Source organism: Massilia luteola (assembly GCF_034420155.1).
GTDB classification, from domain to species: Bacteria; Pseudomonadota; Gammaproteobacteria; order Burkholderiales; family Burkholderiaceae_D; genus Telluria; species Telluria luteola.
The window spans coordinates 1-25,197 of the sequence record NZ_JAXOFN010000008.1 but is presented as its reverse complement, the minus strand read 5'-3'; the positions used below and the strand labels follow the sequence as shown (position 1 = coordinate 25,197).

25 protein-coding genes are annotated in these 25,197 nt (G+C 64.8%); 20 read left to right on the top strand and 5 right to left on the bottom strand.

The annotated features are described in order from the left end of the window. Positions 1-68: 68 nt before the first annotated feature. From asd to trpA, 6 genes are all read left to right on the top strand, one after another. On the top strand, positions 69-1,193 hold the full coding sequence (asd, locus tag U9J41_RS11140; protein WP_322402253.1) for an aspartate-semialdehyde dehydrogenase: 1,125 nt from the start codon (positions 69-71) through the stop codon (positions 1,191-1,193). 347 nt (positions 1,194-1,540) lie between these two features. Next, positions 1,541-4,612 (top strand): motility hub landmark protein FimV, encoded by a 3,072-nt coding sequence (locus tag U9J41_RS11135; protein ID WP_322402252.1) that lies wholly within the window; start codon positions 1,541-1,543, stop codon positions 4,610-4,612. Between the two features lie 11 nt (positions 4,613-4,623). Beyond that, complete coding sequence (gene truA, locus U9J41_RS11130) at positions 4,624-5,433, top strand: tRNA pseudouridine(38-40) synthase TruA (RefSeq protein ID WP_322402251.1); 810 nt, start codon at positions 4,624-4,626, stop codon at positions 5,431-5,433. A gap of 160 nt (positions 5,434-5,593) precedes the next feature. Next, positions 5,594-6,289, top strand: coding sequence for a phosphoribosylanthranilate isomerase (locus U9J41_RS11125; protein WP_322402250.1), 696 nt, complete (start codon positions 5,594-5,596; stop codon positions 6,287-6,289). Then, entirely contained in the window at positions 6,270-7,526 is a 1,257-nt protein-coding gene (gene trpB, locus U9J41_RS11120) for a tryptophan synthase subunit beta (RefSeq protein WP_322402249.1), read from the top strand. Before U9J41_RS11125 ends, trpB begins: the two co-directional genes overlap by 20 nt. A gap of 41 nt (positions 7,527-7,567) precedes the next feature. Beyond that, on the top strand, positions 7,568-8,368 hold the full coding sequence (gene trpA / locus U9J41_RS11115) for a tryptophan synthase subunit alpha (protein WP_322402248.1): 801 nt from the start codon (positions 7,568-7,570) through the stop codon (positions 8,366-8,368). 26 nt (positions 8,369-8,394) lie between these two features. Here trpA and U9J41_RS11110 read toward each other — a convergent pair whose 3' ends face one another. Then, positions 8,395-8,553 (bottom strand): hypothetical protein, encoded by a 159-nt coding sequence (locus tag U9J41_RS11110; RefSeq protein WP_322402247.1) that lies wholly within the window; start codon positions 8,551-8,553, stop codon positions 8,395-8,397. On the opposite strand from U9J41_RS11110, the gene U9J41_RS11105 reads away from it, so the two are divergent. The 7 genes from U9J41_RS11105 (at position 8,552) to U9J41_RS11075 (ending at position 15,603) form a co-directional block, all read left to right on the top strand. Then, a complete protein-coding gene (locus tag U9J41_RS11105) occupies positions 8,552-8,833 on the top strand; it encodes a hypothetical protein (protein WP_322402246.1) in 282 nt (93 codons plus the stop codon). The genes U9J41_RS11110 and U9J41_RS11105 overlap by 2 nt on opposite strands. A gap of 195 nt (positions 8,834-9,028) precedes the next feature. Then, positions 9,029-10,327 carry a bifunctional tetrahydrofolate synthase/dihydrofolate synthase gene (gene folC, locus U9J41_RS11100; protein WP_322402245.1) on the top strand — a complete coding sequence of 433 codons (1,299 nt, stop codon included), beginning with the start codon at positions 9,029-9,031 and terminating at the stop codon, positions 10,325-10,327. A gap of 11 nt (positions 10,328-10,338) precedes the next feature. Beyond that, on the top strand, positions 10,339-11,298 hold the full coding sequence (locus U9J41_RS11095; protein WP_322402244.1) for an SPOR domain-containing protein: 960 nt from the start codon (positions 10,339-10,341) through the stop codon (positions 11,296-11,298). 42 nt (positions 11,299-11,340) lie between these two features. Then, positions 11,341-11,829, top strand: coding sequence for a CvpA family protein (locus tag U9J41_RS11090; protein WP_322402243.1), 489 nt, complete (start codon positions 11,341-11,343; stop codon positions 11,827-11,829). 29 nt (positions 11,830-11,858) lie between these two features. Continuing rightward, a complete protein-coding gene (gene purF / locus U9J41_RS11085) occupies positions 11,859-13,382 on the top strand; it encodes an amidophosphoribosyltransferase (protein ID WP_322402242.1) in 1,524 nt (507 codons plus the stop codon). Positions 13,383-13,435: 53 nt separating this feature from the next. Beyond that, positions 13,436-14,677, top strand: coding sequence for a cystathionine gamma-synthase family protein (locus tag U9J41_RS11080; protein WP_322402241.1), 1,242 nt, complete (start codon positions 13,436-13,438; stop codon positions 14,675-14,677). A 116-nt stretch (positions 14,678-14,793) separates the two neighbouring features. Beyond that, positions 14,794-15,603: a tetratricopeptide repeat protein gene (locus tag U9J41_RS11075; protein ID WP_322402240.1), complete on the top strand. Its 810-nt coding sequence runs from the start codon at positions 14,794-14,796 to the stop codon at positions 15,601-15,603. 42 nt (positions 15,604-15,645) lie between these two features. Here U9J41_RS11075 and U9J41_RS11070 read toward each other — a convergent pair whose 3' ends face one another. The 3 genes from U9J41_RS11070 to U9J41_RS11060 all read right to left on the bottom strand — a co-directional run bounded on the left by U9J41_RS11070 (position 15,646) and on the right by U9J41_RS11060 (position 18,842). After that, positions 15,646-17,709, bottom strand: a complete 2,064-nt coding sequence (locus tag U9J41_RS11070) for a M13 family metallopeptidase (RefSeq protein ID WP_322402239.1) — start codon at positions 17,707-17,709, stop codon at positions 15,646-15,648. A 147-nt stretch (positions 17,710-17,856) separates the two neighbouring features. Further along, a complete protein-coding gene (gene lexA / locus U9J41_RS11065) occupies positions 17,857-18,513 on the bottom strand; it encodes a transcriptional repressor LexA (protein ID WP_322402238.1) in 657 nt (218 codons plus the stop codon). Continuing rightward, positions 18,507-18,842, bottom strand: coding sequence for a hypothetical protein (locus U9J41_RS11060; protein WP_322402237.1), 336 nt, complete (start codon positions 18,840-18,842; stop codon positions 18,507-18,509). Before U9J41_RS11060 ends, lexA begins: the two co-directional genes overlap by 7 nt. On the opposite strand from U9J41_RS11060, the gene rpsF reads away from it, so the two are divergent. From rpsF to U9J41_RS11025, 7 genes are all read left to right on the top strand, one after another. After that, positions 18,841-19,224 carry a 30S ribosomal protein S6 gene (gene rpsF / locus U9J41_RS11055; protein ID WP_105378247.1) on the top strand — a complete coding sequence of 128 codons (384 nt, stop codon included), beginning with the start codon at positions 18,841-18,843 and terminating at the stop codon, positions 19,222-19,224. The genes U9J41_RS11060 and rpsF overlap by 2 nt on opposite strands. A 27-nt stretch (positions 19,225-19,251) precedes the next feature. Further along, positions 19,252-19,545, top strand: a complete 294-nt coding sequence (priB, locus tag U9J41_RS11050) for a primosomal replication protein N (RefSeq protein ID WP_258818222.1) — start codon at positions 19,252-19,254, stop codon at positions 19,543-19,545. A gap of 44 nt (positions 19,546-19,589) precedes the next feature. After that, on the top strand, positions 19,590-19,880 hold the full coding sequence (gene rpsR / locus U9J41_RS11045; protein ID WP_020656854.1) for a 30S ribosomal protein S18: 291 nt from the start codon (positions 19,590-19,592) through the stop codon (positions 19,878-19,880). A gap of 45 nt (positions 19,881-19,925) precedes the next feature. Next, positions 19,926-20,378: a 50S ribosomal protein L9 gene (gene rplI, locus U9J41_RS11040; protein ID WP_322402236.1), complete on the top strand. Its 453-nt coding sequence runs from the start codon at positions 19,926-19,928 to the stop codon at positions 20,376-20,378. Positions 20,379-20,564: 186 nt separating this feature from the next. Continuing rightward, positions 20,565-21,950: a replicative DNA helicase gene (locus tag U9J41_RS11035; RefSeq protein WP_322402235.1), complete on the top strand. Its 1,386-nt coding sequence runs from the start codon at positions 20,565-20,567 to the stop codon at positions 21,948-21,950. 211 nt (positions 21,951-22,161) lie between these two features. After that, positions 22,162-22,788 (top strand): DUF47 domain-containing protein, encoded by a 627-nt coding sequence (locus tag U9J41_RS11030; RefSeq protein WP_322402234.1) that lies wholly within the window; start codon positions 22,162-22,164, stop codon positions 22,786-22,788. A gap of 22 nt (positions 22,789-22,810) precedes the next feature. Continuing rightward, on the top strand, positions 22,811-23,821 hold the full coding sequence (locus U9J41_RS11025) for an inorganic phosphate transporter (protein ID WP_322402233.1): 1,011 nt from the start codon (positions 22,811-22,813) through the stop codon (positions 23,819-23,821). A gap of 67 nt (positions 23,822-23,888) precedes the next feature. On the opposite strand, the gene U9J41_RS11020 is transcribed toward U9J41_RS11025, so the two are convergent. Next, a partial coding sequence (locus U9J41_RS11020; protein WP_322402232.1) for a DUF4214 domain-containing protein occupies positions 23,889-25,197 on the bottom strand: 1,309 nt, incomplete at its 5' end.

Genomic DNA, 25,197 nt, shown 5'->3' with positions numbered 1-25,197 from the left:
TGCCCACCTTCGCGTGAACCAAGGAATACGCCGAACGGGGCGGAGTAATTTTCAAACGAGGGATCAAAATGAAATTAGTAGGTCTGGTTGGTTGGCGCGGCATGGTCGGTTCGGTCCTCATGCAGCGCATGCAGGACGAGGGCGATTTCGCCCATATCGAGCCGGTGTTCTTCACGACGTCGAATCCGGGCGGCGACGCGCCGAAGATGGCGAAAAACGAGACCAAGCTGAAAAGCGCGACCGACATCGCCGAACTGTCCAAATGCGAGATCATCATCTCGTGCCAGGGCGGCGACTACACGACCGAAGTGTTCCCGAAACTGCGCGCGGCCGGCTGGAACGGCTACTGGATCGACGCCGCGTCGACCCTGCGCATGAGCGACGACGCCGTGATCGTGCTCGACCCGGTCAACGCCGACGTCATCAAGTCCGCATTGAGCCGCGACGTCAAGAACTTCATCGGCGGTAACTGCACCGTGTCGTGCATGCTGATGGGCCTGGGCGGCCTGTTCAAGCACGACCTGGTCGACTGGATGACGTCGATGACCTACCAGGCCGCATCGGGCGGCGGCGCCCAGCACATGCGCGAACTGCTCACGCAATTCGGCACCATCAACGCGGCCGTCAAGCCGCTGCTGGACAACCCGGCGTCGGCCATCCTGGAAATCGACCGCGGCGTGCTGGCCACCCAGCACGGTCTGTCGGCCGAGGAAACCAAGCAGTTCGGCGCGCCGCTGGCCGGCAACCTGATCCCGTGGATCGACAAGGACCTGGGCAACGGCCAGTCGAAGGAAGAGTGGAAGGGCGGCGCCGAGACCAACAAGATCCTCGGTCGCAACGGTGCCGGCGCCAGCGTCATTCCGGTCGACGGCCTGTGCGTCCGCATCGGCGCGATGCGCTGCCACTCGCAGGCGCTGACCATCAAGCTCAAGAAAGACGTGCCGCTGGACGAGATCAACGACATCATCGCAAACGACAACCAGTGGGTGAAGTTCGTGCCGAACACGCGCGAAGCGTCGGTGCGCGACCTGACCCCGGCCGCCGTCACGGGCAGCCTGACGATCCCGGTCGGCCGCGTGCGCAAGATGTCGATGGGCCCGGAATACATCTCGGCGTTCACCGTCGGCGACCAGCTGCTGTGGGGCGCCGCCGAGCCGCTGCGCCGCATGCTGCGCATCGTCTTGGACAAGTGATGTAATCTGTCGCCTGCGGGCGCGAGAGAGGCGGCCGCAGGGCCGCCTTTTTTATTTGCTTTTTATTTCGATCGCGTCGCCCCCGCGCAGGCGGGGGCCCAATGTCGAGCGGCCGACATGCGCAACCCGGGCTCCCGCCTGCGCAGGAACGACGAGGACGGGTTTCGTGATGAATTGACACCGAACCATCCAAAAAACATCATAACTCTGAATATACCGTCTACATATCTCAGACTCGCTGAATGTTTCTCCCTGCAGAACTTGCATGCCACAGTGCATGATGATATGTTGCTGAGACCTCCGGGCAAGGTCGCGCGCCCCCGTCAACCCACTCCGCTTTCTACTCTATGCATGTCACTCATCGCCTCCCGCTGAAGTCGTCCGCGCTGAAGAAGCTCACCGCGGCGGTCGCAAGTGCGCTGGTCCTGACGTCCGCGGCGCATGCTGCCGGTCTCGGCAAGCTCACGGTGTTGTCCGCGCTCGGCCAGCCGCTGCGCGCCGAAATCGAATTGACGGCAGTATCCGGGGACGAGGCGTCCGGCCTCGCGGCCAAGCTGGCGTCGCCGGACGCGTTCAAGGCGGCCAACATCGATTTCAATCCGGCCCTGCTGTCGCTGCGCTTCAACGTCGAGCAGCGCGGCGGCCGCCAGTTCATCCGCGTCAGCTCCACGCAGCCGCTGAACGAGCCGTTCGTCGACATGCTGCTGGAACTGTCGTGGAATAACGGCCGTCTCGTGCGCGAATACACGTTCCTGCTCGATCCGGCCGAGCTGCGCGCGACGCAGTCGGCCCAGGTGGCACCCAGCGAGATGCGCGCCGCGCCGGCCCCGCGCCCGCAGGCGGCGGTACCGGCACCGGCACCAGCACCCGCGCAGGCGCGCCCCGTCGAGACGGACCGCGGCGCAACCGCCGCCACGCAGCGCAACCGCGCGCGCCCGGCCACGGAAGGCGAGGGCGCCCAGGCGGCGGCCGCGCCGTCGAAGTACCGCGTCAGGCCGGGCGACAGCCTGGGCCGCATCGCCAGCCAGTTCAAGCCGGTCGACGTGTCGCTCGACATGATGCTCGTCGCGCTGTACCGCGCCAATCCCGATGCCTTCATCGGCAACAACATGAACCGCCTCAAGTCGGGCCGTATCCTGACCGTGCCGGCGGGCGACGCGGTGCGCGGCACGGACGACGCCGAGGCGCATGGCGTCGTCATCGCCCACGCGGCCGACTTCAACGCCTACCGCAACAAGCTGGCGGGCCAGGTCGGCGCGTCCGAACCCGCCAAGACCCCGGAGGCGGGGCAGGGCGCGGCCGGCAAGATCACGGCCAAGGTCGAGGAGCGCCCGACGGCCGCCAACGCATCCCAGGACAAGCTGCGCCTGTCCAAGGCCGCGCCGGACACGCCTGCCGGCAAGGGCGCGACGATGAGCGCCGAGGACCGCATCGCCAAGGAAAAGGCCCTGGCCGATGCGCAGCAGCGCGTGCGCGAGCTCGAACGCAATGTGAACGACCTCGAGAAGCTGGCGACCGTCAAGAGCAAGACGGGCGCCGAAGCCGAGAAGAACGCGTCGACCCCGGCCCCTGCCGCGCAGCCTTCGGCCACGCTGGCGCAAACGCCGGCCCCGGTCGCGCCGCACGTGCAGCCGAAGAAGCTGCCGACCATCAAACCCGCCAAGCCCGCCGCGCCGCCGGAACCGGGCCTGATGGACTTCATCATGAACAACCTGGCGCTGGTCGGCGGCGGCGTGGCCGCGCTGCTGCTCGGCGGCCTGCTCGTCGCCCAGCGCCGCAAGCAGAAGGTCGTCAAGCCGGTGGCCGAACCGTCGATCCTCGGCGTGCCGGCCGAGCCGGCGCACTCGATGTTCGCCGAGACGGGTGGGCAGAGCGTCGACACGAACAACAGCGTCTTCAATTCGAGCTTCGCGCCGTCCGCCAGCCAGCTCGACACGAACGAAGTCGATCCGGTCGCGGAAGCCGACGTCTACATCGCGTACGGCCGCGATGCCCAGGCCGAGGAGATCCTCAAGGAAGCCCTGCGCACCCATCCGGAGCGCTATCCGGTGCGCCTCAAGCTGCTCGAGATCTACGCCGCCCGCAAGGACCAGCGCGCGTTCGAAACGCAGGCCGCCGAGTTGTACGGCATGACGCGCGGCCAGGGCGACGAGTGGGCGCAGGCCGCCGCGCTGGGCCTGTCCATCGACCCGCTCAACCCGCTGTATGCCCACAGCCTCACGCCTGCCGGTCCGGCGCCGAGCACCGAGGAACTGGGCCAGCAGGCATTGCTGTCGAAGGAACTGGACGATGTCTTCGGCGCGCCCACCGCGGTGCCGGTGACGGACGCGCATGTCGCGGACGCGCATGTCGCGGACGCGCATGTCGCCGACGCGCAAGCGGATAACCCGTTCGCCGCGGCGCTCGATGAGCCGATGGATTTCAGCCAGCACTTCGCCGACGCGATGGCGACGGCCCAGCCGGCACCGGCCCCCGTGACCAACGCGCCGTCGACCGAACCGGCGCCGGTGGAAGACGACCACGCCCTCGACTTCGACCTGGGCGGCCTGGCGTTCGAGCCGGTCGAGACGGCGCCCGCGCCGCAGGTCGCGCAGCCGCTGGCCGACGTGGGCGACGTGCCCGACCTCGAATTCGACATGAGCGCATTCGACCAGCCGACCGCCGCCCCGGCGGTGCCGGCCGAACCGGCCGCTGCGCCGGACAAGGCGGAGCACGACCCGCTCGACTTCTCGTTCGACATGGACTTCGCCGCCCCGGCCGCGAATCCGGTGCCGCATCTGGAAGCGCACACGGAAGACGATCTGCTGGCCCCGGCCGCCGCGACCGCCGCCGCCGGCGAGATCGAGATGGCCAACCTGGCGCGCGAATTCGACCTGCCCGACCTGCCGACGGAACTGCAGGCCAGCCTGCCGCCCGAGCCGGAGCCGCACGCCGCAACCGCGGAGCGCGACCCGCTGTTCGACCTCGACGCCATGGATTTCGACATCGCCGAGACGCCGCGCGCGGAAAGCCCGGCCTCGATCCCGGCGGCCGCGCTGGACGAGCATATGTTCGACATCCCGGCCACGCCGGCCCCGGCCGACGCGCTGTTCGCCGAGCCGGATCGCGTCACGCCGGAGCGCGCCGAACCGCAATTCGACATGGGCGGCTTCGACCTCGACCTGCCGGCCGACGGTGCGCTGCCGCTGCCGGAAGTTCAGACGCTGTCCGAGCCGGAGTTTGCCGCGCCGTCCGCGCCGGTCGATTCGGGCGCGCTGTCCGCCGCCCACATGGAGATGGAGACGAAGCTCGACCTGGCGATCGCCTACCAGGAAATCGGCGACAAGGAAGGGGCGCGCGAGCTGCTCGACGAAGTCATCCGCGGCGGCAGTCCCGAGCAGGCGGCGCGCGCCAACTCGATGCGCGCATCGCTGGCGTAAGGTCACGCGCTTTGACACGAATCGCTTTGGGTGTCCAGTACGTGGGCACTGCCTGGAACGGGTATCAGAAACAGCCATCGCGCGACACGGTGCAGGACCGGTTGGAGATCGCGCTCGAGAAGTTCGCCTGCACACGGCTCGCGACGACGTGCGCCGGCCGCACGGACGCCGGCGTGCACGCCATCGAGCAGGTCGTCCATTTCGACACGGACCTCGACCGCGCGCCGCAATCGTGGGTGCGCGGCACGAACGCGTTCCTGCCCGAGTCGATCGTCGTGCGCTGGGCCCACGTGGTCGCGCCGGACGTCGAAGGACAGGATTTCCACGCGCGCTTCTCGGCCCGCTCGCGCACCTATCACTATGTGCTGTACAACCACGCCAACCCGTCCGCCCTGCTGGCGGGACGCGCCGGCTGGGTGTTCCGGCCGCTCGACGTCGAGCGCATGCGCGCGGCCGCCGCCCACCTGGTCGGCACGCACGACTTTTCCAGTTTCCGCGCATCCGGCTGCCAGGCGAATTCGCCCGTCAAGCAGATGCACGACATCGGCATCGAGCGCAGCGGCGACATCGTCGTGTTCACGGTGCGCGCCTCCGCGTTCCTGCATCACATGGTGCGGAACATCGTCGGGTCGCTGATCTATGTGGGCACGGGGCGCAACGAGCCGGGCTGGATGGCCGAGGTGCTCGCCGCGCGCTCGCGCGACGCCGCGGCGCCGACCTTCATGCCGGATGGGCTGTACCTTGCTACAATCGACTACGATCCCAAGTGGGGGCTGCCGCAGGAGAGGGGTCAGAGCCCGGTGTTTCCTTTGGGGCTCTGACCCCGGTGGTTAGTGGTAGCGCCCGTTACAACCCAATAATTGGCTGAGCATCAGCCGGCAACTCCGGGGTCAGAGCCCCTTGAAAAGCAAAACCGCAACTCCGGGGTCAGAGCCCCTTGAAAAGCAAAACCGGGCTCTGACCCATCGATAACCGCTCGATATGCCCCGTACCCGAATCAAGATCTGCGGCATCACCCGCGAACAAGACCTCCACGCCGCCGTCAATGCCGGCGCCGACGCCCTCGGCTTCGTGTTTTACCCGAAGAGCCCGCGCTACGTCACGCCCGCGCGCTACGCCGAACTGGCGCGCGCACTGCCGCCGTTCCTGAACACCGTCGCGCTGTTCGTCAACGCGACCGAGGACGAGGTCCGCGCGGTCGTCGCGGCCGGTCCGGTCGCGCTGCTGCAATTCCACGGCGACGAAACGGTCGGGCAGTGCGCGCGGCTGGCGAGTGCCGTGCAACGCCCGTTCGTGCGGGCGTTTCGCGTAAAACCTGACACGACGGCCGTCGATTTGCTAGAATCGGAAGCTCAATACCGCGCCGCCAGTGCCTGGTTCTCGGGCCTTCTGCTCGACACTTACGTGGATGCCTATGGCGGTGCAGGAAAGGTTTTCGATTGGTCTCTGATTCCAAAAGAGCTCGCGCCTCGGGTCGTTTTGAGTGGTGGCTTGAGCGTACACAACGTGACTGGCGCGGTGGCGCAAGTACGCCCCTTCGCGGTCGACATCAGTAGCGGTGTCGAGGCGAGCAAGGGGATCAAGGATGCCCGCAAGATCGCCGCATTCGTCGACGCGGTGCGGGCCGGCGATGCCACCACTGAAAGCCTGACACACCATGAAAGCCAATCAAGTTAACGGCGCACAAGCGCTGTTCAAGACCTCCGACTACCAGCTGCCGGACACCACCGGCCACTTCGGCCCGTACGGCGGCTCGTTCGTCGCCGAGACGCTCAGCCACGCGCTGGCCGAACTGAACGACGCCTACGCGCGCTACAGCCAGGACCCCGAATTCCTCGAAGAATTCCGCTACGAGCTGGCGCACTTCGTCGGCCGTCCGTCGCCCGTGTACCACGCCAAGCGCTGGTCACAGCAGGGGGCGCATCACGGCCTGGGCGCGCAGATCTTCTTCAAGCGCGAAGACCTGAACCACACCGGCGCCCACAAGATCAACAACGTGATCGGTCAAGCGCTGCTGGCCCGCCGCATGGGCAAGCCGCGCATCATCGCCGAGACGGGCGCCGGCCAGCACGGCGTCGCGACGGCCACCATCTGCGCGCGCTTCGGCCTCGAATGCGTGATCTACATGGGGAGCGAGGACGTCAAGCGCCAGGCGCAGAACGTCTACCGCATGAAGCTGCTGGGCGCGACCGTCGTCCCGGTCGAATCGGGATCGAAGACCTTGAAGGACGCGCTGAACGAGGCGATGCGCGACTGGGTCACCAACATCGAGAACACGTTCTACATCATCGGCACGGTCGCAGGTCCGCACCCGTATCCGATGATGGTGCGCGACTTCCAGTCCGTGATCGGCGAGGAATGCCGCGTGCAGATGCCGCAGATGACGGGCCGCCAGCCGGACTACGTCGTCGCCTGCATCGGCGGCGGCTCGAACGCGATGGGCATCTTTTATCCGTACATCGACGAGCCGGGCGTGAAGCTGGTGGGCGTCGAGGCGGCGGGCGAGGGCCTCGACTCCGGCAAGCACGCGGCGTCGCTCACGGCCGGCTTCCCGGGCGTCCTGCACGGCAACCGCACCTACCTGCTGCAGGACGAGCACGGCCAGATCATCGAGACGCATTCGGTGTCCGCGGGCCTGGATTATCCGGGCGTCGGTCCGGAACACGCGTGGCTGAAGGACAGCCAGCGTGCGCAGTACGTGTCGATCACGGACGACGAAGCGCTGGCCGCGTTCCACGACTGCTGCCGCATCGAGGGCATCATCCCGGCGCTGGAATCGTCGCACGCGATCGCCTACGCCGCCAAGCTGGCGCCGACGCTCCCGGCGGACCAGATCATCCTGGTGAACCTGTCGGGCCGCGGCGACAAGGACATGCATACCGTGGCGCAACGGGCGGGACTCAACTTCGGCTGAGCCCCATCCTCCCATTGCCAACCACATACAAGGAAACCAGCATGTCCCGTATCGCACAAACTTTCGACGCCCTCAAAGAGCAGGGCAAGACCGGCCTCGTCACCTTCATCACCGCCGGCGACCCGGCCCCGGAACTGACCGTCCCGCTGCTGCACGCCCTCGTGGAAGGCGGCGCCGACGTCCTCGAACTCGGCGTCCCGTTCTCCGACCCGATGGCGGAAGGCCCCGTCATCCAGCGCGCCTGCGAACGCGCGCTCACGTTCGGCATCAGCATGACCGACGTGTTCGCCCAGGTCGTCGAGTTCCGCAAGACCAACCAGCACACGCCCGTCGTGCTGATGGGTTACGCGAACCCCATCGAGCGCATGGGCCAAAGCGAATTCGTCCGTCGCGCCAAGGCCGCCGGTGCCGACGGCGCCATCGTGGTCGACTATCCGCCGGAAGAATGCGAAGCGTTCGCGGCCGAGATGAAGGCCAACGGCCTCGACATGATCTTCCTGCTGGCGCCGACGTCCACCGTCGAGCGCGTGAAACAGGTGGCGCGCCACGGCAGCGGCTTTTCCTATTACGTCTCGCTGAAAGGCGTGACGGGCGCGGGCGGCATCGACACGGCCGACGTGGCCAAGCGCGTGGCCGCGATCCGCGAGCACGTCAAGCTGCCGATCGGCGTCGGCTTCGGCATCCGCGACGCGCAGACGGCCAGGTCGGTGGCGGCGGTGGCCGACGCCGTCGTGATCGGCAGCCGCATCATCCAGGAGCTGGAAAATACGCCGAAGGAGCAGGGGCCGGCGGCGGTGCGGGCGTTCGTCGCGGGCATCCGGGAAGCGCTGGACGCCAAATAACCGCCGTTTAAATCGACAATTCGGGGTCAGAGCCCGGTTTTGGGCAATTGATTGTCGGCCAGTGCTCCGGCCTCGAATTGGCCAAGGCCGGATGCCCGTTCCTTGATGCGTTCGATTTTCTTGGTGGAAATGTCGGGATAGAGTGGACGAGCTGTTTTCTTCCACCTCACCCCGGCATCCATCATGAAAAAACAAATCGTGCAGGTATCCGTCGTGCAGTCGGCCAAGGTCATGGCCGCTGTGTATCTCGTCACCGCCATCCCGGTCGTCGTGCTGGCGGCATTGTTCATGTCGGCGGTGATGCCGGCGGGCGTCGGCATCGCCATGTTGATCGTCATGCCGGTGGCGTATGCGGCAGGCGCGTTCATCGGCGTCGCGGTCGGCGCGTGGATCTACAACCAGGTGGCCGCCCGCATCGGCGGTTTCGAATTCACCACGGCCGAGGTCGGCGCCGCCACGCACTGAGTCGCGTGGAGGTAGGGATTCGTTCAGGTACACGGGCCTTGAAGCTTGTCGAGAAGCCAAGTAATTGACGGCAAGAATTCGACAAGCCTGATACGAACGGCTACACTACGCCCAAATGCGCGGCCGGCTGCTCCCGACAAGCAACCGGCCGCGCGCGTATTTTCCCTTCGCCAGGCTTCATCCGGACGACATCCCATGCACAACCTCCCGACCACCTTGCCCGACTGGCTGGCGCTGCTCGAGTCACGCCATGCCGAAACCCACATCGACATGGGGCTGGACCGCGTGCGCACCGTCAAGGAGCGCATGGGCCTGGCCTTTTCCTGCCCCGTGATCATGGTCGCGGGCACCAACGGCAAGGGCTCGACCTGCGCCATGCTGGAAGCGATGCTGCTGCAGGGCGGCTACAAGGTCGGCCTGTACATCAAGCCGCACTTCCTCGACTTCAACGAGCGCGCCCGCATCAATGGCGAGATGGCCAGCGACGCCGTTCTCATCGCGGCGTTCGCTGAAGTGGAAGCGCGCCGCGGCGACATCGACCTCACGTATTTCGAATTCACGACGCTCGCGATCATGCATCTGCTGGCGACGGCCGGCGTCGACGTGGCGATCCTCGAGGTCGGCCTGGGCGGGCGCCTGGACGCCGTGAACGTGATCGACGCGGACGTGTCCATCGTCACGAGCATCGACATCGACCACAAGGATTATCTCGGCGACACGCGCGAGGAGATCGGCTTCGAGAAGGCCGGCATCTTCCGCCCCGGCCGGCCGGCGATCTGCAGCGATCCGCTGCCGCCGCAATCGCTGATCGACCACGCGGCAACCATCGGCGCCGATTTGTGGCTGCTGGGCCGCGACTTCAACTTCCAGGGCGACAAGCAGCAATGGGCCTACGGCGGCCGCAACCAGCGCCGCAATTCGCTCGCGTATCCGGCGCTGCGCGGCGCCAACCAGTTGCTGAACGCGGCGGCCGCGCTGGCGGCGCTGGAAGCGCTGCGCAACGTGCTGCCGGTAGGCGCGCAAGAGGTGCGCACGGGCCTCGCGCTGGTCGAGCTGCCGGGCCGATTCCAGGTGCTGGCGGGCCGTCCGACGACGATCCTCGACGTCGCCCACAATCCGCACGCGGCGGCGACGCTGGCGCAGAACCTGAGCAACATGGGGTTCCACCGTTTTACCTACGGCGTGCTCGGCATCATGCAGGACAAGGACATCGACGCGGTCGTCGCCCACATGGCGCCGTACGTCGACCACTGGTGCGTGGCGGCGCTGCCGTCGCCCCGTTCGGCCGACCCGGCCGTGCTGGCCGCGAAGCTCGAAGCGCTCAGGCCGGCGGATGCCAAGGACGGCGAATTTTCCGTCAAAACGTTCGCGAATCCGGCCGAGGCATTCGCAGATGCAACGAGCCGGGCCGGACAGGATGATAGAATAGTGGTCTTTGGCTCGTTCTACACCGTGGCTGGCGTGATGGCGGCCCGTAAATCCTCTCTTCATTGACGTGACACCGCATGGGCTTGTTTCCCCGTAAAAGCAAGCAGGACCGCCTCACCGAGGACAGTGGCCGCTTCTACAGCAAGGATGACGACGCCGCGATCGGCGAGCGCGCCCGCGCCAAGCGGGCGAGCAATGCCGGCGGTGCGTCGCGCCGTCCCGGCAACGACCCCATGCTGCCCGAAAAGAAGCGCGCCCGGCGCCGCCTCGTCGGCGCCATCGCGCTGGCCCTGGCGGCCGCCGTCGGCCTGCCGATGCTGCTCGATTCCGAACCCAAGCCGCTCGCCGGCGACATCGCGATCCAGATCCCCGCGAAAGACAAGGCGGCGCCGCTGCCCGTGCCGGCCGCCGATAAGCCCGTGTCCGCCGCGGACAGCGTCGACAAGGGCGAAGAAGTCGTCGAGGCACCGCCGCCCGCGCCCGCATCGAAGGCACCGGCCGCCGTCGCCGCAGTGACCGCCCCGCAGCCGGCACCCAAGGTCGAGCACAAGCCCGAATCGAAGCCCGAACCCGCGAAGCCTGAGCCCGTGAAGTCCGAGCCGGCAAGGCCGGAACACAAGGACGTGCCGAAACCGGAGCACAAGGAACCGCGGCCGGAACCGCGCCTGGCGGAAAAGGAAAAGCCCGTCAAGCCGAAAACCGACGACAAGCCCGTCAGGCCGCATGACGACGCGGCGCGCGCCATGGCGATCCTGGAAGGCAAGCAGGCCGAGAAGGCCGCCGAGAAGGACAAGCCGGCCGAGTCCGGATCGCAGAAATTCGTGCTGCAGGTCGCGGCACTGTCGAGCCCGGAAAAGGCGGCCGAAGTGCAGGCCCGGCTGCGCGAAGCGGGCATCTCGTCGTACACGCAAAAGACGAACACGCCGGCTGGCGAACTGATCCGCGTACGGGTCGGCCCCCTGAACAAGGACGACGCCGAGAAAGTCCGCGCCAAACTGGGCCGCCTGGGCATGGCCGGCACCATGAGCCCGGTCTGACGCCGGCTGTCCGCAACCGATGATGACTGCAAAAGCCGCGCCGTGACGATCTTCGACTACGTGGTCTTGTTCATCCTGGCGTCGTCGGTCGTCATCAGCACCATGCGCGGCCTGGTGAAGGAAATCCTGTCGCTGCTCGGCTGGGTGGCGGCCTTCATCGTCGCCAACGCCTTCGGCGCGAAGCTGGCGCCCATGCTACCATCCGTGATTCCGGGCGAAGCCTTGCGGCTCATCGTCGCCTTCATTGCATTATTCCTCGGCGTGCGCGTGCTGATGGGCCTGTTGGCCCTCGCGATCGGCGCATTGATCGAGGCTTCCGGCCTGAGCCTGGCCGACCGCGGCCTCGGCGGCCTGTTCGGCTTGGGCCGGGGCATTGTAATCGTGCTGGCCGGCGTCATATTGTGCGGGATGACTTCCATTCCCCAACAGGCTTTCTGGAAAGACGCGCTGCTCTCGCCCATGGCGGAAACCGGAGCGCGCACGGTCAAGCCTTTCTTGCCCGCTGCCTTCGCGCAGCACTTACAGTTTTGAACACTTCTTCACGGTATTAGGAGCACACCATGTGTGGCATCGTCGGCGTCGTCTCGCAAGCCCCCGTCAACCAGCTGTTGTATGACGCATTGCTGCTACTGCAGCATCGCGGTCAGGACGCGGCGGGGATTGCAACCAATCACAGCAGCATGTTCTCGATGTACAAGGCCAACGGCCTCGTGCGTGACGTTTTCCGCACGCGCAACATGCGTTCGCTGCAAGGCAATTCCGGCATCGGCCACTGCCGCTATCCGACGGCCGGCTCGTCCAGCGAAGAAGAAGCGCAGCCGTTCTACGTGAACGCCCCGTTCGGCATCACCCTGGCGCACAACGGCAACCTGACCAACCAGGAACAGCTGAAGGAAGAACTGTTCCGCAACGACCGCCGCCACGTCAACACGAACTCCGATTCGGAAGTCCTGCTGAACGTGCTCGCCCACGAAATCGCCCAGGCCGCCGACGGCTACTCGCTGGCGCCGGACGCCGTGTTCAAGGCCGTCGCGCAGGTGCACCGCCGCGTGCGCGGCGCCTATGCCGTCATCGCGCAGATCGCCGGCCACGGCCTGCTCGCGTTCCGCGATCCGTTCGGCATCCGCCCGCTGTGCCTCGGCATCAACGAGACCGAGAACGGCCCCGAATACCTGGTCGCCAGCGAATCCGTCGCCCTCGAAGGCCTGGGCTTCCGCTTCGTGCGCGACATCGCGCCGGGCGAAGCCGTCTGGATCGACGCCGACAGCCAGTTGCACACGCGCCAGTGCGCCGCGAACCCGTCGCTGAATCCGTGCGCGTTCGAATACGTGTATTTGGCCCGTCCCGACTCCGTGATCGACGGCGCGTCCGTGTACGCGACGCGCCTGCGCATGGGCGAATACCTGGCCGAGAAGATCCGCAAGGAGATCCCGGTCGAAGAGATCGACGTCGTGATGCCGATCCCGGATTCGTCGCGTCCGGCCGCCATCCAGCTCGCGCTGAAGCTGGGCGTCGAATACCGCGAAGGCTTCATCAAGAACCGCTACATCGGCCGCACGTTCATCATGCCGGGCCAGACGATGCGCCGGAAGTCGGTGCGCCAGAAGCTGAACGCGATCGCGTCCGAGTTCAAGGACAAGAACGTGCTGCTCGTCGACGACTCCATCGTGCGCGGCACGACGAGCCGCGAGATCGTGCAGATGGCGCGCGAATCGGGCGCCCGCAAGGTCTTTTTCGCGTCGGCCGCGCCGCCGGTGCTGTACCCGAACGTGTACGGCATCGACATGCCGACGCGCGACGAACTGATCGCCCACGGCCGCACCGTCGAGGAAGTGTGCCGCGAGATCACGGCCGACCGCCTCGTGTACCAGGACCTGGACGCGCTGCGCAAGTCGATCTCGGACGTCAATCCGGCCCTGACGAACGTGGAAGCGTCGTGCTTCGACGGCGTGTACGTGACGGGCGACGTGACGCCGGCCTATCTCGACCAGCTCGAGAGCGTGCGCCACAAGTCGTCCGGTAAATCGTCGGACGACATCGTGCGGACGCAGCTGAATCTGAATCCGTCCGTCGCGGCCGAATAAATCCGGTTTGTTGTTAATGGGCCCCATCATTTACCACCGCGCAGAACAAGACCATGAGCGACAAACCAAACTACGGCTTCACCACCACCATCCTGCACAACGATCGCAGCAAGCCGATCGAACACAACTCCCTCCATAAGCCGGTCCACACGTCGGTCGCCTTCGGCTACACCGACGCGCGCCAGCTCGCGTCCGTCTTCCAGGGCAAGGAGCCGGGCTTCCGCTACGGCCGCCAGGGCAACCCGACCGTCTCCGCGCTGGAAGACAAGATCAGCAAGATGGAAGGCGGCACCGCCACCCTGTGCTTCGCCACCGGCATGGCCGCCATCGGCGCGCTCGCGCAGGCGCTGCTGCGCGCGGGCGACCACGTGGTGTCGTCCTCGTTCCTGTTCGGGAATACCAACAGCCTGTGGAACACGGTGGCCGCGCAGGGAACGGACGTGTCGTTCGTCGATGCGACCGACGTCGCCAACGTGGAAGCCGCACTGAAGCCGACTACGCGCATGGTGTTCGTCGAAACCATCGCCAATCCGCGCACGCAGATCGCGGATCTCGCCCGCATCGGCGAGTTGTGCCGTGCGCGCGGCATCCTGTACGTCGTCGACAATACGATGACGACGCCCTACCTGTTCCGTCCGAAAGCCGTCGGCGCGGGCCTCGTCGTGAACGCGCTGACCAAGTCGATCGGCGGCCACGGCATGGCGCTGGGCGGCGCGCTGACCGACACCGGCGTGTTCGACTGGTCCGCCTACCCGAACATCGCCGACAACTTCCGCCGCCAGCCGCCGGCCGCGCAGGGCATGGCCCAGCTGCGCGCGAAAGCGCTGCGCGACTTCGGCGCGTCGCTCGCACCGGAAGCGGCGCACCACATCGCGGTCGGCGCCGAGACGCTCGCCCTGCGCATGGACCGCACCTGCGCGAACGCGCTGGCATTGGCGACGATGCTGGAAGCGGACGAACGCGTGGCGGCCGTCCACTATCCGGGCCTGGCATCGCATCCGCAGCACAAGCTGGCGTCCGAACAGTTCCGCGCCTACGGCTCGCTGTTCAGCTTCGAGCTGAAGGAGGGGATCGACTGCTTCGACTACCTGAACCGCCTCAAGGTCGGCATCCCCGCCAGCAACCTGGGCGACACGCGCACGCTCGTCATCCCCGTCGCGCACACGATCTTCTTCGAGATGGGCGCGGCGCGCCGCGCCAGCATGGGCATCGCGGAATCGCTGATCCGCGTGTCGGTGGGCATCGAGGACACGGACGACCTGCTGGCCGATTTCGGCGAGGCGCTGAACGGCTGATTCTGTCGTAAAGCTGCGTAAAGCCGGGAGGGTGGATCGCCTTCCCGGTTGAGCACGGACGACGCTGCGGTTATGATCGTCGTGTTGCCATCCCTCTACTCGTAGAATTGCACACCATGAAGACTGTCCTGTTTTGCGCCGCACTGCTGTGTGCCGGTGTCGCGTGCGGCGCCGAGCCTGTCGCCAAATCCACCGCCAAATCGTCCGCCAAGGGCGGCGCTGCGAAGCCGGCCGCCGCCGCATCGTCCGCCAACGCCGCCGCCGAGCTCGCGGAAGCGGATGCGCTTTTCGCCAAGAAAGCCTATCCGGAAGCCCTGCAGAAATATACGACGCTGGCAAATGCCGGCAACGTCATGGCCCAGCAGCACGTGGGCGAAATGTATTTCTACGGCGACGCCGGCAAGGTCGACATGGACCAGGCCGCGCAATGGTTCCAGAAGGCCGCCGCCAAGGGCAATGCCGTCGCCATCGCCTCGCTCGCGCTGATGAAGCAGCGCGAGGTGCGCCGCGCCGACCTCGATTACTGGATCGCCAAATACGACGGTTCCGACCTGCGCACGAGCGAATACCGCTGCCCGGCACCGCGTTTTCCGACCATGTCCAAGGTCAACGAGGAAATCGACTATTACGGCGGCAAGATGAAGGACTGGGAGGCTTGCCACAACAACTGGGTAAAACACTTGAACGCGGCACTGCCGCTGACCAAGCGCATCCCGGACGACCTCGCCAAGATCATGACGAAGGACGAGACCGACAAGGCGACGGCGCACCTGAAGGAGGTGAGCGATCGCCTGGCGGAAGATACGAAGGTGGCCGGCCGGATGGTCGTCGCGGACTTCGACGCCTGGCGCGCGGGGACCGAGGCGTACGTCAAGGAACACAACGAGATGGTCAAGAACGCGCCGCCGCCGGATGACGGCAAGTGACCGATGCCGGCCGCCGCCGCGGGCGGCCGCCGGCTCGAGCGGTCACCAGATACTTACCCGATCCTTGGGTGCAAGGTACATCTTGTCGCCCGGCTTGACGCCGAACGTATCGTAGAAGCCCGGGTTGTTGCGCAGGGGGCCGTTGGTGCGGAATCGGCCTGGCGAGTGCGGATCGGTCTTGAGCACCATGATCAGCATGTTGTCGCGCATCTTCTGACGCCAGATCTGGCCGAAACCCATGTAGAGACGCTGGTCGCCGGTCAGGCCGCCGATCATGGGGGGTGTCGTTCCCTTCAACGACATGTGGTAGGCCTTGTACGCGATCGCCAGACCCGACATGTCGGCGATATTCTCGCCCAGAGTCAGTTCGCCGTTCACATGGTAGCCAGGGACCGGTTCGAAGGCGTCGTACTGGCTGACCAGCATCCTGCTCTTGTCCTTGAACCGTTCATGGTCGGCCGCGGTCCACCAGTCGCGCAGGTTGCCGTCGCCGTCGTACTGGGAACCCTGGTCGTCGAAGCCGTGACTGATCTCGTGGCCGAGTATGGTGCCGATGCCGCCGTAATTGACGGCATCGTCCGCATCGCCATCGAAGAACGGCGGCTGCAGCATGGCGGCCGGCACCACGATTTCGTTCTTTTCCGGGTTATAGTAGGCATTGACCGTCTGCGGCGTCATGGTCCACTCGTCGCGATCGATGGGCTTGCCCAGTTTCGCGAGGTCGCGGTCGAACTCGAGTTCGCGCGACCGCATCACGTTGCCGACCAGGTCGTCGCGTTTGACGACGAGGGCCGAATAATCCTTCCACTTGTCCGGATACCCGATCTTCGTCTTCATCTTGGCCAGCTTGGCCTGGGCTTCCGTCTTGGTGGCCGGGCTCATCCAGTCGAGCTTGTCGATGCTCAGCTTGTAGGTGGCCAGCAGGTTCCGCATCAGGCGTTCGATGCGTACCTTGCGCTCTTGTGGGAAATACCGAGCCACATACAACTTGCCCAGCGCATCACCCTGCGTGCTTTCGATCACGCCGACGCCGCGTTTCCAGCGCGGCTCGTTCGCTTCGATGCCGAACAGCGTCTTGTCGAAAAATTCGAAATCGGCGTCGACAAAGGCCTTCGACAGGAAACGGCTATAGGATTTGACCAGGTGCAGGGTCAGGTACGCTTTCCAGGTATCGAGCGGCGTGGCATCCGCGATCCCGGCAAACGCCTTCAGATAGCTCGGCTGCCCAACGATCACGTACGTGCTCTTGCCGGACAGGCCGATGCCGTCCAGCCAGCTGTTCCAGTCGAAACCTGGTGCGAACCCTGGGAGATCGGTCAGGTGGAACTTGTTGTATGCCTTGTTCGGATCGCGCAGTTCGACCTTGGTCCATTGCGCCTTGGCCAGTTCGGTCTCGAACGCGACGATGGCTTGCGCGTGGGCGGCGGCATGCCGGTCGCCCGCCATGGCGAGGACCTTTTGGCAGTGGGCCAGATATCTGGCCTTCATATCGGCCAGCTTCTGGTCGTCCGCCTTCAGAAAATAGTCGGGGTCAGGCAGGCCCAGTCCGCCCTGGCTGATGTCGGCGACATAGCGGGTCGAATCCTTGTTGTCCAGGTGAATGGTGAAGTCGAGCGGCACGCCCATGCCGAGCCTGCCCAGGTGGGCCAGTACCATGGACAATTCGGTCTTGTCCTTGATCGCGGCGATCCGATCCAGTTCGCGCCGCAACGGTGTGATGCCCAGTTGTTCCAGCTTCGCCTCGTCCATGAAGCTGGCGTAGAGGTCGCCGATGCGGCGGGCATCCGGTTTGTGGGTTGCATCGGTGCCGGCACCGGCTTTTTCGATGATCTCGCGCAGCTGGCGCAGTGAATCCTCATACCGGTCGACGAACGGATCGAGGTATGGCTTGTCCGACGGGATATCGACCGTCTTGAGCCATTTGCCGTTCAGATATTCGAAAAAATCGTCTTGCGGCCGTACCGAGCCTTCGATGTACCGGGTGTCGACGCCGCTGGCGAGTGCCGAACGCACGGCAACCGGCGCGGACTTGACGTCGCCCTCGGCCGCGTGACCCAGGCCGGCGAACAATGCCAGGCTTGCGATGCTCAATACGTGACGTTGCATGAAATTCCTTCTGTCCGCTTGGATAAAAAGTTTATATTCTATTCATTTTGTGTCCGGAGTATATTTCTTTTTGTATATTTATATGCGTAAAAAAAGGCCGCAAGATGCGGCCTTTCGATGTTGCGGGACGTAACTACGATGTCGTTCTCAATGCCAGGACCGCAGCAGCCCGACTGCGAGACCTTCGAGCGCGAACTCGTCCGAGCTGGGATCGACGGTGATCACGGAAAAGTCCGGATTCTCCGGCAGCAGTTCGATCGTGGCGCCCGTCTTGCGGTAGCGCTTGACCGTCACTTCGTCGCCGATGCGGGCGACGACGATCTGGCCATTCTTGGCGTTGTCGACCTTCTTGACGGCCAGGAAATCGCCGTCGCAGATGCCCGCATCGCGCATCGACCAGCCCTTGACCTTCAGCAGGAAGTCCGGCTTGCTGGAGAACATCGCCGGGTCGACGGAATAGGTCGCCTCGACGTGTTCCTGGGCAAGGATGGGCGAGCCGGCGGCGACGCGGCCGACGAGCGGTAGCGACATCAGGTTCGGCGGGATCGGCGGCACGAACGAGGGCAGGGCGGCCTTCGATTCGGTGACGGACTGGCCGACGAGGCGGATACCGCGCGAGGTACCCGGTGAGATTTCGATCGCGCCTTTGCGGGCCAGGGCCTGCAGGTGTTCCTCGGCCGCGTTGGCCGAGCGGAAGCCAAGCTCCTGGGCGATTTCGGCGCGGGTCGGCGGGAAGCCGGTGTTGTCGATGGCTTCCTTGATCAGGTTGAGGATCTGTTCTTGCCGTGCGGTGAGCTTTAGCATGTTTGTCTTGGTTGGTACGGGATCAGACTGTATTTTTGTACAGTATTGCGCCGCGCGCAAGGGGATTTCGAGATTTTTTTGCGGTGCGGCACGCAGCGCACGTCCACAATGTTTTTGCGGTGCGGTACGCAGCGCACGTCCACAATGTTTTTGCGGTGCGGTACGCAGCGCACGTCCGCGACCTTGCGCGCCGCCGCAAGCCCGCGCGCGCCGTCGACACCTATTGAGTACTTGACGGCTTTGCTGTTATAATGTTGGGCTTTCCCTTCCCACACTCGTCTTGACGCCGAGGTGGGCATTTGTTTAAACGTCCTTAAGGAGTGTTTCATGCGTCATTATGAAATCGTGTTTATCGTCCACCCGGACCAGAGCGAACAGGTCCCGGCGATGATCGAACGCTACAAGACCACGGTCACCTCGCGCGGCGGCAACATCCACCGCGTCGAAGATTGGGGCCGTCGTCAAATGGCTTACCAGATCCAGAAGCTGCCGAAGGCACACTACATCTGCTTGAACATCGAGTGCGACAACGAGACCCTGGTCGAGCTGGAAACCGCATTCAAATTCAACGATGCCGTGCTGCGTCACCTGACCGTGAAGATGAAGAAGGCCGAAACCGCGCCGTCGCCGATGATGAAGTCGGTCCAGCGCGAAGACGCAGCCAAGAGCCACCGCGCCGAGCAGGCCGCCGCTCCGGCCGCTGCCGCCTAAATCTCTCGCGGGAGCACCGAGCAGTACGTGAACGAGCTGTCGCTGGTCGCAAGCATTCTGGAACGCGACACCTTGCGCTACACCCCGGCCGGCATCCCCATCGTGGGCGGCGTCCTGCAACACGGATCGACGCAGACGGAAGCGAGGATGGACAGGCAGGTCGACTTCGAGATTCCCGCGGTTGCCGCGGGCGAGATTTCGGGACGATTTGCCAACGCCGAGTTGGGCGCGATGTACCGCTTCACAGGGTTTTTGGCCAGGAAAAGCCGTCACAGCAAAAGCTTGGTGTTTCACATCATTGATTTCAGTGCCGCCGCATAAAGAATTGTGCGGGCACGTTTTTAGATAGATACAGGAGCCTCAAAATGGCATTCGGTAAAAAGTTCGACAAAAACAAAGCTAAGCTCAAAGAGAAGCGTAAACAGCAGAACCCGCTGTTCAAGCGCAAGAAATTCTGCCGCTTCACCGCCGCAGGCGTGGAACAGGTTGACTACAAGGACGTCGACACCCTGAAGGATTTCGTCCAGGAAAACGGCAAGATCATGCCGGCACGCCTGACCGGTACCAAGGCGCACTATCAGCGTCAAGTTGACACCGCCATCAAGCGCGCCCGTTACCTGGCTCTGCTGCCGTACACCGACCTGCACAACGCTTAATCGTCGGTCGCGACCGCAAGCATAGTCAGATTACTGGAGAATAAAATGCAAGTTATCCTGCTGGAAAAAGTCGTCAACGTCGGCAACCTGGGCGACGTCGTCAAGGTCAAGGATGGTTACGCCCGTAACTTCCTGATCCCGCAAAAAATGGCCCGCCGTGCAACGCAAGCTGCCGTGGCCGAGTTCGAAGTCAAGCGCGCCGAACTGGAAAAGGCAGCTGCCGAGAAACTGGCCGCCGCTCAAGGCCAGGGCGACAAGCTGAACGGCATGACCGTCACCATCGCGCAGAAAGCCGGCGTCGACGGCCGTCTGTTCGGTTCCGTGACCAACTTCGACATCGCCGAAGCCCTGACCAAGCAAGGTTTCGCCGTCGAAAAGGCACAAGTGCGCATGCCGACCGGTCCGCTGAAGACCGCCGGCGAGCACCCGGTGTCGGTCGCTCTGCACACCGACGTCGTGGCGGAAATCACCATCGCTGTCGTGGGCGAAGCTGCCTAAGAATCAAGAGTCAGACTCTGAAACGTCGTCCCCGCGCAGGCGGGGGCCCAATTTGCGACTTCGGATGCAAAGCTTGGGTCCCCGCCTCCGCGGGGACGATTTTTTTTTGCAACAGCAAAAAGAATTCGCTTTTGGAAACTCACCAATGATTTCAGCGCCTGATCGGGAACGGGTATAATGCCGGCCATGAACACCCCAGCAGACCCGCAGATCGAGTCGCTCCGCATCCCCCCGCATTCCATCGAAGCAGAACAGTCCGTCATTGGCGGCCTGCTGCGCGATAACGCGGCATGGGACCGCATCGCCGACTTCATGCATGCGGAGGATTTTTACCGCTACGACCACCGGATCATCTTCGAACAGATGGTCCGCCTGATCAATGCTGGCAAGCCTGCCGACGTGATCACCGTGTACGAGGCGCTCGTCCAACTCGGCAAGGCCGAGGACGTCGGGGGCCTGCAGTACCTCAACGCGATGGCGCAGAATACGCCATCCGCCGCCAACATCCGCCGTTATGCCGAGATCGTCCGCGATCGCGGCGTGCTGCGCCAACTCATCACTGTCGCCGACGAAGTGTCGGGCAAGGCCTTCAATCCGCAGGGTGCCGAGGTCAAGCAGATCCTCGACGAAGCCGAATCGCGCATCTTCGCGATCGCCGAGCAGGGCGCCCGCGGCGCGCAGGGCTGGTTGCCCGTGCAGCCGCTGCTGACCCAGGTGGTCGAGCGCGTCGACGAGCTGTACAGCCGCGACAGCCAGGGTGAGGTCACCGGTGTGCCGACCGGGTTCGTCGACCTCGACAAGATGACGTCCGGACTGCAGCCGGGCGACCTCGTCATCGTCGCCGGCCGTCCGTCGATGGGCAAGACCGCGTTTTCCGTCAACATCGGCGAGAGCGTCGCCGTCGACGCCGGCCTGCCGGTCGCGATCTTCTCGATGGAGATGGGCGGCGTGCAGCTGGCGATGCGTATGCTCGGCTCGATCGGCCAGCTCGACCAGCACCGCCTGCGTACCGGCAAGCTGCTCGACGAGGACTGGCCGCGCCTGACGCATGCGATCCAGAAGATGAACGACGCCCAGATCTTCATCGACGAGACGCCGGCGCTGAACCCGATCGAGATGCGCGCGCGCGCGCGGCGCCTGGCGCGCCAGTGCGGCAAGCTGGGCCTGATCATCGTCGACTACCTGCAGCTGATGCAGGGTTCCAAGCCGGGCGACAACCGCGCCTCCGAGATTTCGGAAATCTCGCGTAGCCTGAAGGGCCTTGCGAAGGAGCTGGGGTGCCCCGTGATCGCGCTGTCCCAGTTGAACCGCTCGCTGGAACAACGCCCGAACAAGCGCCCGGTGATGTCCGACCTGCGCGAATCGGGCGCTATCGAACAGGATGCGGACGTGATCATCTTCCTGTATCGTGACGAAGTTTACAACCCGGATTCGCCCGACAAAGGTACCGCCGAAATCATCATCGGCAAACAGCGTAACGGCCCGATCGGCGCCATTCGCCTGACCTGGATGGGCATGTACACCAAGTTCGGCAATTACAGCGGCAGCCTCGGTATCTACCAGGGCGACTAGTAGTGGGGGTCTCGCAAACCTGCTGCGCGTTGCATTTTCGTTCTGTGATGCTCACCGTACCTTAAGTACGGTTGCGCTTCTCGAACGAAACTGCCGCCGCTCGCGACGGTTTTCGAGGCCCCTGTTGCTCAGTAGTGAATAACAAGATGATGTTGCGGCCCGGTGCCGCAATCTTTAAGAAGTCCCAAGAGAATTACCCAACGGAGAACCTATGTTTGGACGCCTGATGCCCACGGAGGGCAAATTTTTCGACCTGTTCAACCAGCACGCGGCCTTGTGCGTGAAGGGTGCACAAGAGATGGTCGGCCTGATGACCAACTTCGACGACCTGGAAAACCGCACGCACGCCGTGGAGAGCATCGAAAAACAGGCGGACAAGGTCACCTACGCGTGCGTCGACCTGCTGCACAAGACCTTCATCACGCCGCTCGACCGCGACGACATCCACAAGCTGATCACCCGCATGGACGACATCCTCGACATGATGGAGGACGCCGCCCAGACCATCTCGCTGTACGACCTGCATGCCGTGACGCCGGAAGCCAAGCGCCTGGCAGAGCTGTGCCTGACCTGCTGCGAAAAGGTCCAGCAGGCCGTCGGCATGCTGCACAACATGGACAATGCCCAGAAGATCGTCGCCATCTGCGAAGAGATCGACCGCCTGGAGTCGGACGCCGACCACGTGATGCGCGCCGCGATGTCCAAGCTGTTCCGCGACGAGCCGGACGTGCGCAACCTGATCAAGATGAAAGCCATCTACGAAATCCTCGAGACCGTGACGGACCGCTGCGAAGACGTTGCCAACATCATCGAAGGCATCATCGTCGAAAACGCGTAACGACCGGAACAACAAAAACAATATGCATACAATTCATATCAGCATGTATGTGCTGGTCCTGCTCGTCCTGTTGGCGCTGGTCTTCGACTTCATGAACGGCTTCCACGATGCCGCCAACGCGATCGCGACGGTGGTGTCGACCGGCGTGCTGCGTCCGCAGACCGCGGTCGCGATGTCCGCGATGTTCAACTTCGTCGCCATCTTCACCGTCGGCCTGCACGTGGCGTCGACGGTGGGCAAGGGGACCGTCGACCCGCACATCGTCGACCAGTACGTCGTGTTCGGCGCGCTCGTCGGCGCCATCATCTGGAACGTGATCACCTGGTATTACGGCATCCCGTCATCGTCGTCGCATGCGCTGATCGGCGGCCTGGTGGGCGCCGCGGTGGCCAAGAGCGGCACCGGCGCGCTGGTCGGCGGCGGCCTGCTCAAGACCGTCGAGTGGATCATCCTGTCGCCGCTGCTGGGCTTCATCCTAGGCTCGCTCGTGATGCTGGCCGTGTCGTGGATCTTCGTGCGCACGCCGCCGCGCAAGGTCGACACGTGGTTCCGCCGCCTGCAGCTGTTCTCGGCCGCGGCCTACAGCCTGGGCCACGGCGGCAACGACGCGCAGAAGACCATCGGCATCATCTGGATGCTGCTGATCGTGGCCGGCGTCTCCAACGCCGGCGCCTCGGCACCGCCGCTGTGGGTGATCATCGCCTGCTACACGGCCATCTCGATGGGCACGCTGTTCGGCGGCTGGCGCATCGTGCGCACGATGGGCCAGAAGATCACCAAGCTCAAGCCGGTCGGCGGCTTCTGCGCGGAGTCGGGCGGCGCCATCACGCTGTTCCTCGCCAGCGCGATCGGCGTGCCGGTGTCGACGACGCACACCATCACGGGCGCCATCGTCGGCGTCGGCTCGGCGCAAAAGGCCTCGGCCGTGCGCTGGGGCGTGGCCGGCAACATCGTCTGGGCCTGGATCTTCACGATCCCCGCATCGGCCTTCATGGCCGCGATTGCGTGGTGGGTCGGGACGCACATCCTGTAAGCACAGGACGGACCGACGAAAAAGGCAGGGCCGCGGCCCTGCCTTTTTGTTTGCCGGCCGGTTGGCCTCAACTGCCGTAAGGCGTGTACTGGAAGCCGTTGCCGATGACGGTCGCCACGCCGGTCACATTCTCCGCGCTTTCGCTGATCGCGGCCAGCACGTCGGCCACCGTCGCATCCTTGTGGGTCAGTACCCCGGCCCAGTAATCCAGCCCGGCCGCTTCCGGTGCGCGATGCAGGATGTTCTCGTAATACCGCGTGACCAGGTCAGTCGCACCGAGGTCGCTGCCATAGGTGTTGCGGTACTCGTCCGACGCGATGAAGCCGGCGGCGACGTCCTCCACGCGGGCGCCGTCGTCGATCGCCTTGAGCCAGAATCCGAGTCCGGCCAGGTCGGGCGTCCGGTCGAAGGCGGCCTGGTAGATGCGATAGGCCTTGCCGGCGTTGCCGTCGACGTCCAGCGCAACGGCGGTGTCCGCAAAGTGTATCCGTTCGACGTTCAGCAAATCGTCATGGCCTTCGGCGCCGGTATTGTCGACGACGCTGAATCCGGTCGCCGTCTTCGTGATGGTGAAATTGGCGCGCGCGCCGGCATACACGGCGGTATCGAGACCGGCGCCGCCGTCGAGGTGGTCGTTCCCCTTGCTGCCGGACAGCACGTCGGCCCCCGGCGTGCCGACGCCGTTGACGGGCGGCGCCGATGCGGATGCGGCCTTGAGCGTGTACGTGCCGGTGCCGTCGTTCAGGTCGGACGCTTGCAGGTAATAGGTGCCGCTCGCCGTCGGCGTGAACGACAGCCGCGGATCGTCGCCGACACCGTTGTTGATGGCCGAGTCGACGATGCTGCCGTTGCCGTTGAACAGGCTGAGGTAGGCTTCGCCGAAGCCGGCGCCGAGCGTCCCGCCGCCGCCGTCGGCGCCGGTCAGGTCGAAGACGTAGGTGGTGCCGGCCTGCAGCGCGACCTTGAACCAGTCCTTGTCGTTGGGTAGCTCGATATTGCCCTGCACCTGGCCGCCGATGGCGAGATTGCCAGTCGTCGCCGCGTTGTCGCTGAAGTCATCGTTGATGCCCGTCGTGGCCTTGAGCGTGTACGTGCCGGTGCCGTCGTTCAGGTCGGACGCTTGCAGGTAATAGGTGCCGCTCGCCGTCGGCGTGAACGACAGCCGCGGATCGTCGCCGACACCGTTGTTGATGGCCGAGTCGACGATGCTGCCGTTGCCGTTGAACAGGCTGAGGTAGGCTTCGCCGAAGCCGGCGCCGAGCGTCCCGCCGCCGCCGTCGGCGCCGGTCAGGTCGAAGACGTAGGTGGTGCCGGCCTGCAGCGCGACCTTGAACCAGTCCTTGTCGTTGGGTAGCTCGATATTGCCCTGCACCTGG

Bases quoted from the DNA above. Each gene is read 5' to 3' on its own strand.
- U9J41_RS11030 (WP_322402234.1), top strand. From the start codon at position 22,162: ATGTTTGGACGCCTGATGCCCACGGAGGGCAAATTTTTCGACCTGTTC.
- U9J41_RS11070 (WP_322402239.1), bottom strand. From the start codon at position 17,709: ATGCAACGTCACGTATTGAGCATCGCAAGCCTGGCATTGTTCGCCGGC.
- purF (WP_322402242.1), top strand. From the start codon at position 11,859: ATGTGTGGCATCGTCGGCGTCGTCTCGCAAGCCCCCGTCAACCAGCTG.
- U9J41_RS11080 (WP_322402241.1), top strand. From the start codon at position 13,436: ATGAGCGACAAACCAAACTACGGCTTCACCACCACCATCCTGCACAAC.
- U9J41_RS11105 (WP_322402246.1), top strand. From the start codon at position 8,552: ATGAAAAAACAAATCGTGCAGGTATCCGTCGTGCAGTCGGCCAAGGTC.
- U9J41_RS11075 (WP_322402240.1), top strand. From the start codon at position 14,794: ATGAAGACTGTCCTGTTTTGCGCCGCACTGCTGTGTGCCGGTGTCGCG.
- rpsR (WP_020656854.1), top strand. From the start codon at position 19,590: ATGGCATTCGGTAAAAAGTTCGACAAAAACAAAGCTAAGCTCAAAGAG.
- U9J41_RS11025 (WP_322402233.1), top strand. From the start codon at position 22,811: ATGCATACAATTCATATCAGCATGTATGTGCTGGTCCTGCTCGTCCTG.
- U9J41_RS11110 (WP_322402247.1), bottom strand. From the start codon at position 8,553: ATGATGGATGCCGGGGTGAGGTGGAAGAAAACAGCTCGTCCACTCTAT.
- U9J41_RS11060 (WP_322402237.1), bottom strand. From the start codon at position 18,842: ATGAAACACTCCTTAAGGACGTTTAAACAAATGCCCACCTCGGCGTCA.
- lexA (WP_322402238.1), bottom strand. From the start codon at position 18,513: ATGCTAAAGCTCACCGCACGGCAAGAACAGATCCTCAACCTGATCAAG.
- U9J41_RS11135 (WP_322402252.1), top strand. From the start codon at position 1,541: ATGCATGTCACTCATCGCCTCCCGCTGAAGTCGTCCGCGCTGAAGAAG.
- U9J41_RS11035 (WP_322402235.1), top strand. From the start codon at position 20,565: ATGAACACCCCAGCAGACCCGCAGATCGAGTCGCTCCGCATCCCCCCG.
- asd (WP_322402253.1), top strand. From the start codon at position 69: ATGAAATTAGTAGGTCTGGTTGGTTGGCGCGGCATGGTCGGTTCGGTC.
- trpB (WP_322402249.1), top strand. From the start codon at position 6,270: ATGAAAGCCAATCAAGTTAACGGCGCACAAGCGCTGTTCAAGACCTCC.
- U9J41_RS11125 (WP_322402250.1), top strand. From the start codon at position 5,594: ATGCCCCGTACCCGAATCAAGATCTGCGGCATCACCCGCGAACAAGAC.
- folC (WP_322402245.1), top strand. From the start codon at position 9,029: ATGCACAACCTCCCGACCACCTTGCCCGACTGGCTGGCGCTGCTCGAG.
- rplI (WP_322402236.1), top strand. From the start codon at position 19,926: ATGCAAGTTATCCTGCTGGAAAAAGTCGTCAACGTCGGCAACCTGGGC.
- rpsF (WP_105378247.1), top strand. From the start codon at position 18,841: ATGCGTCATTATGAAATCGTGTTTATCGTCCACCCGGACCAGAGCGAA.
- U9J41_RS11095 (WP_322402244.1), top strand. From the start codon at position 10,339: ATGGGCTTGTTTCCCCGTAAAAGCAAGCAGGACCGCCTCACCGAGGAC.
- trpA (WP_322402248.1), top strand. From the start codon at position 7,568: ATGTCCCGTATCGCACAAACTTTCGACGCCCTCAAAGAGCAGGGCAAG.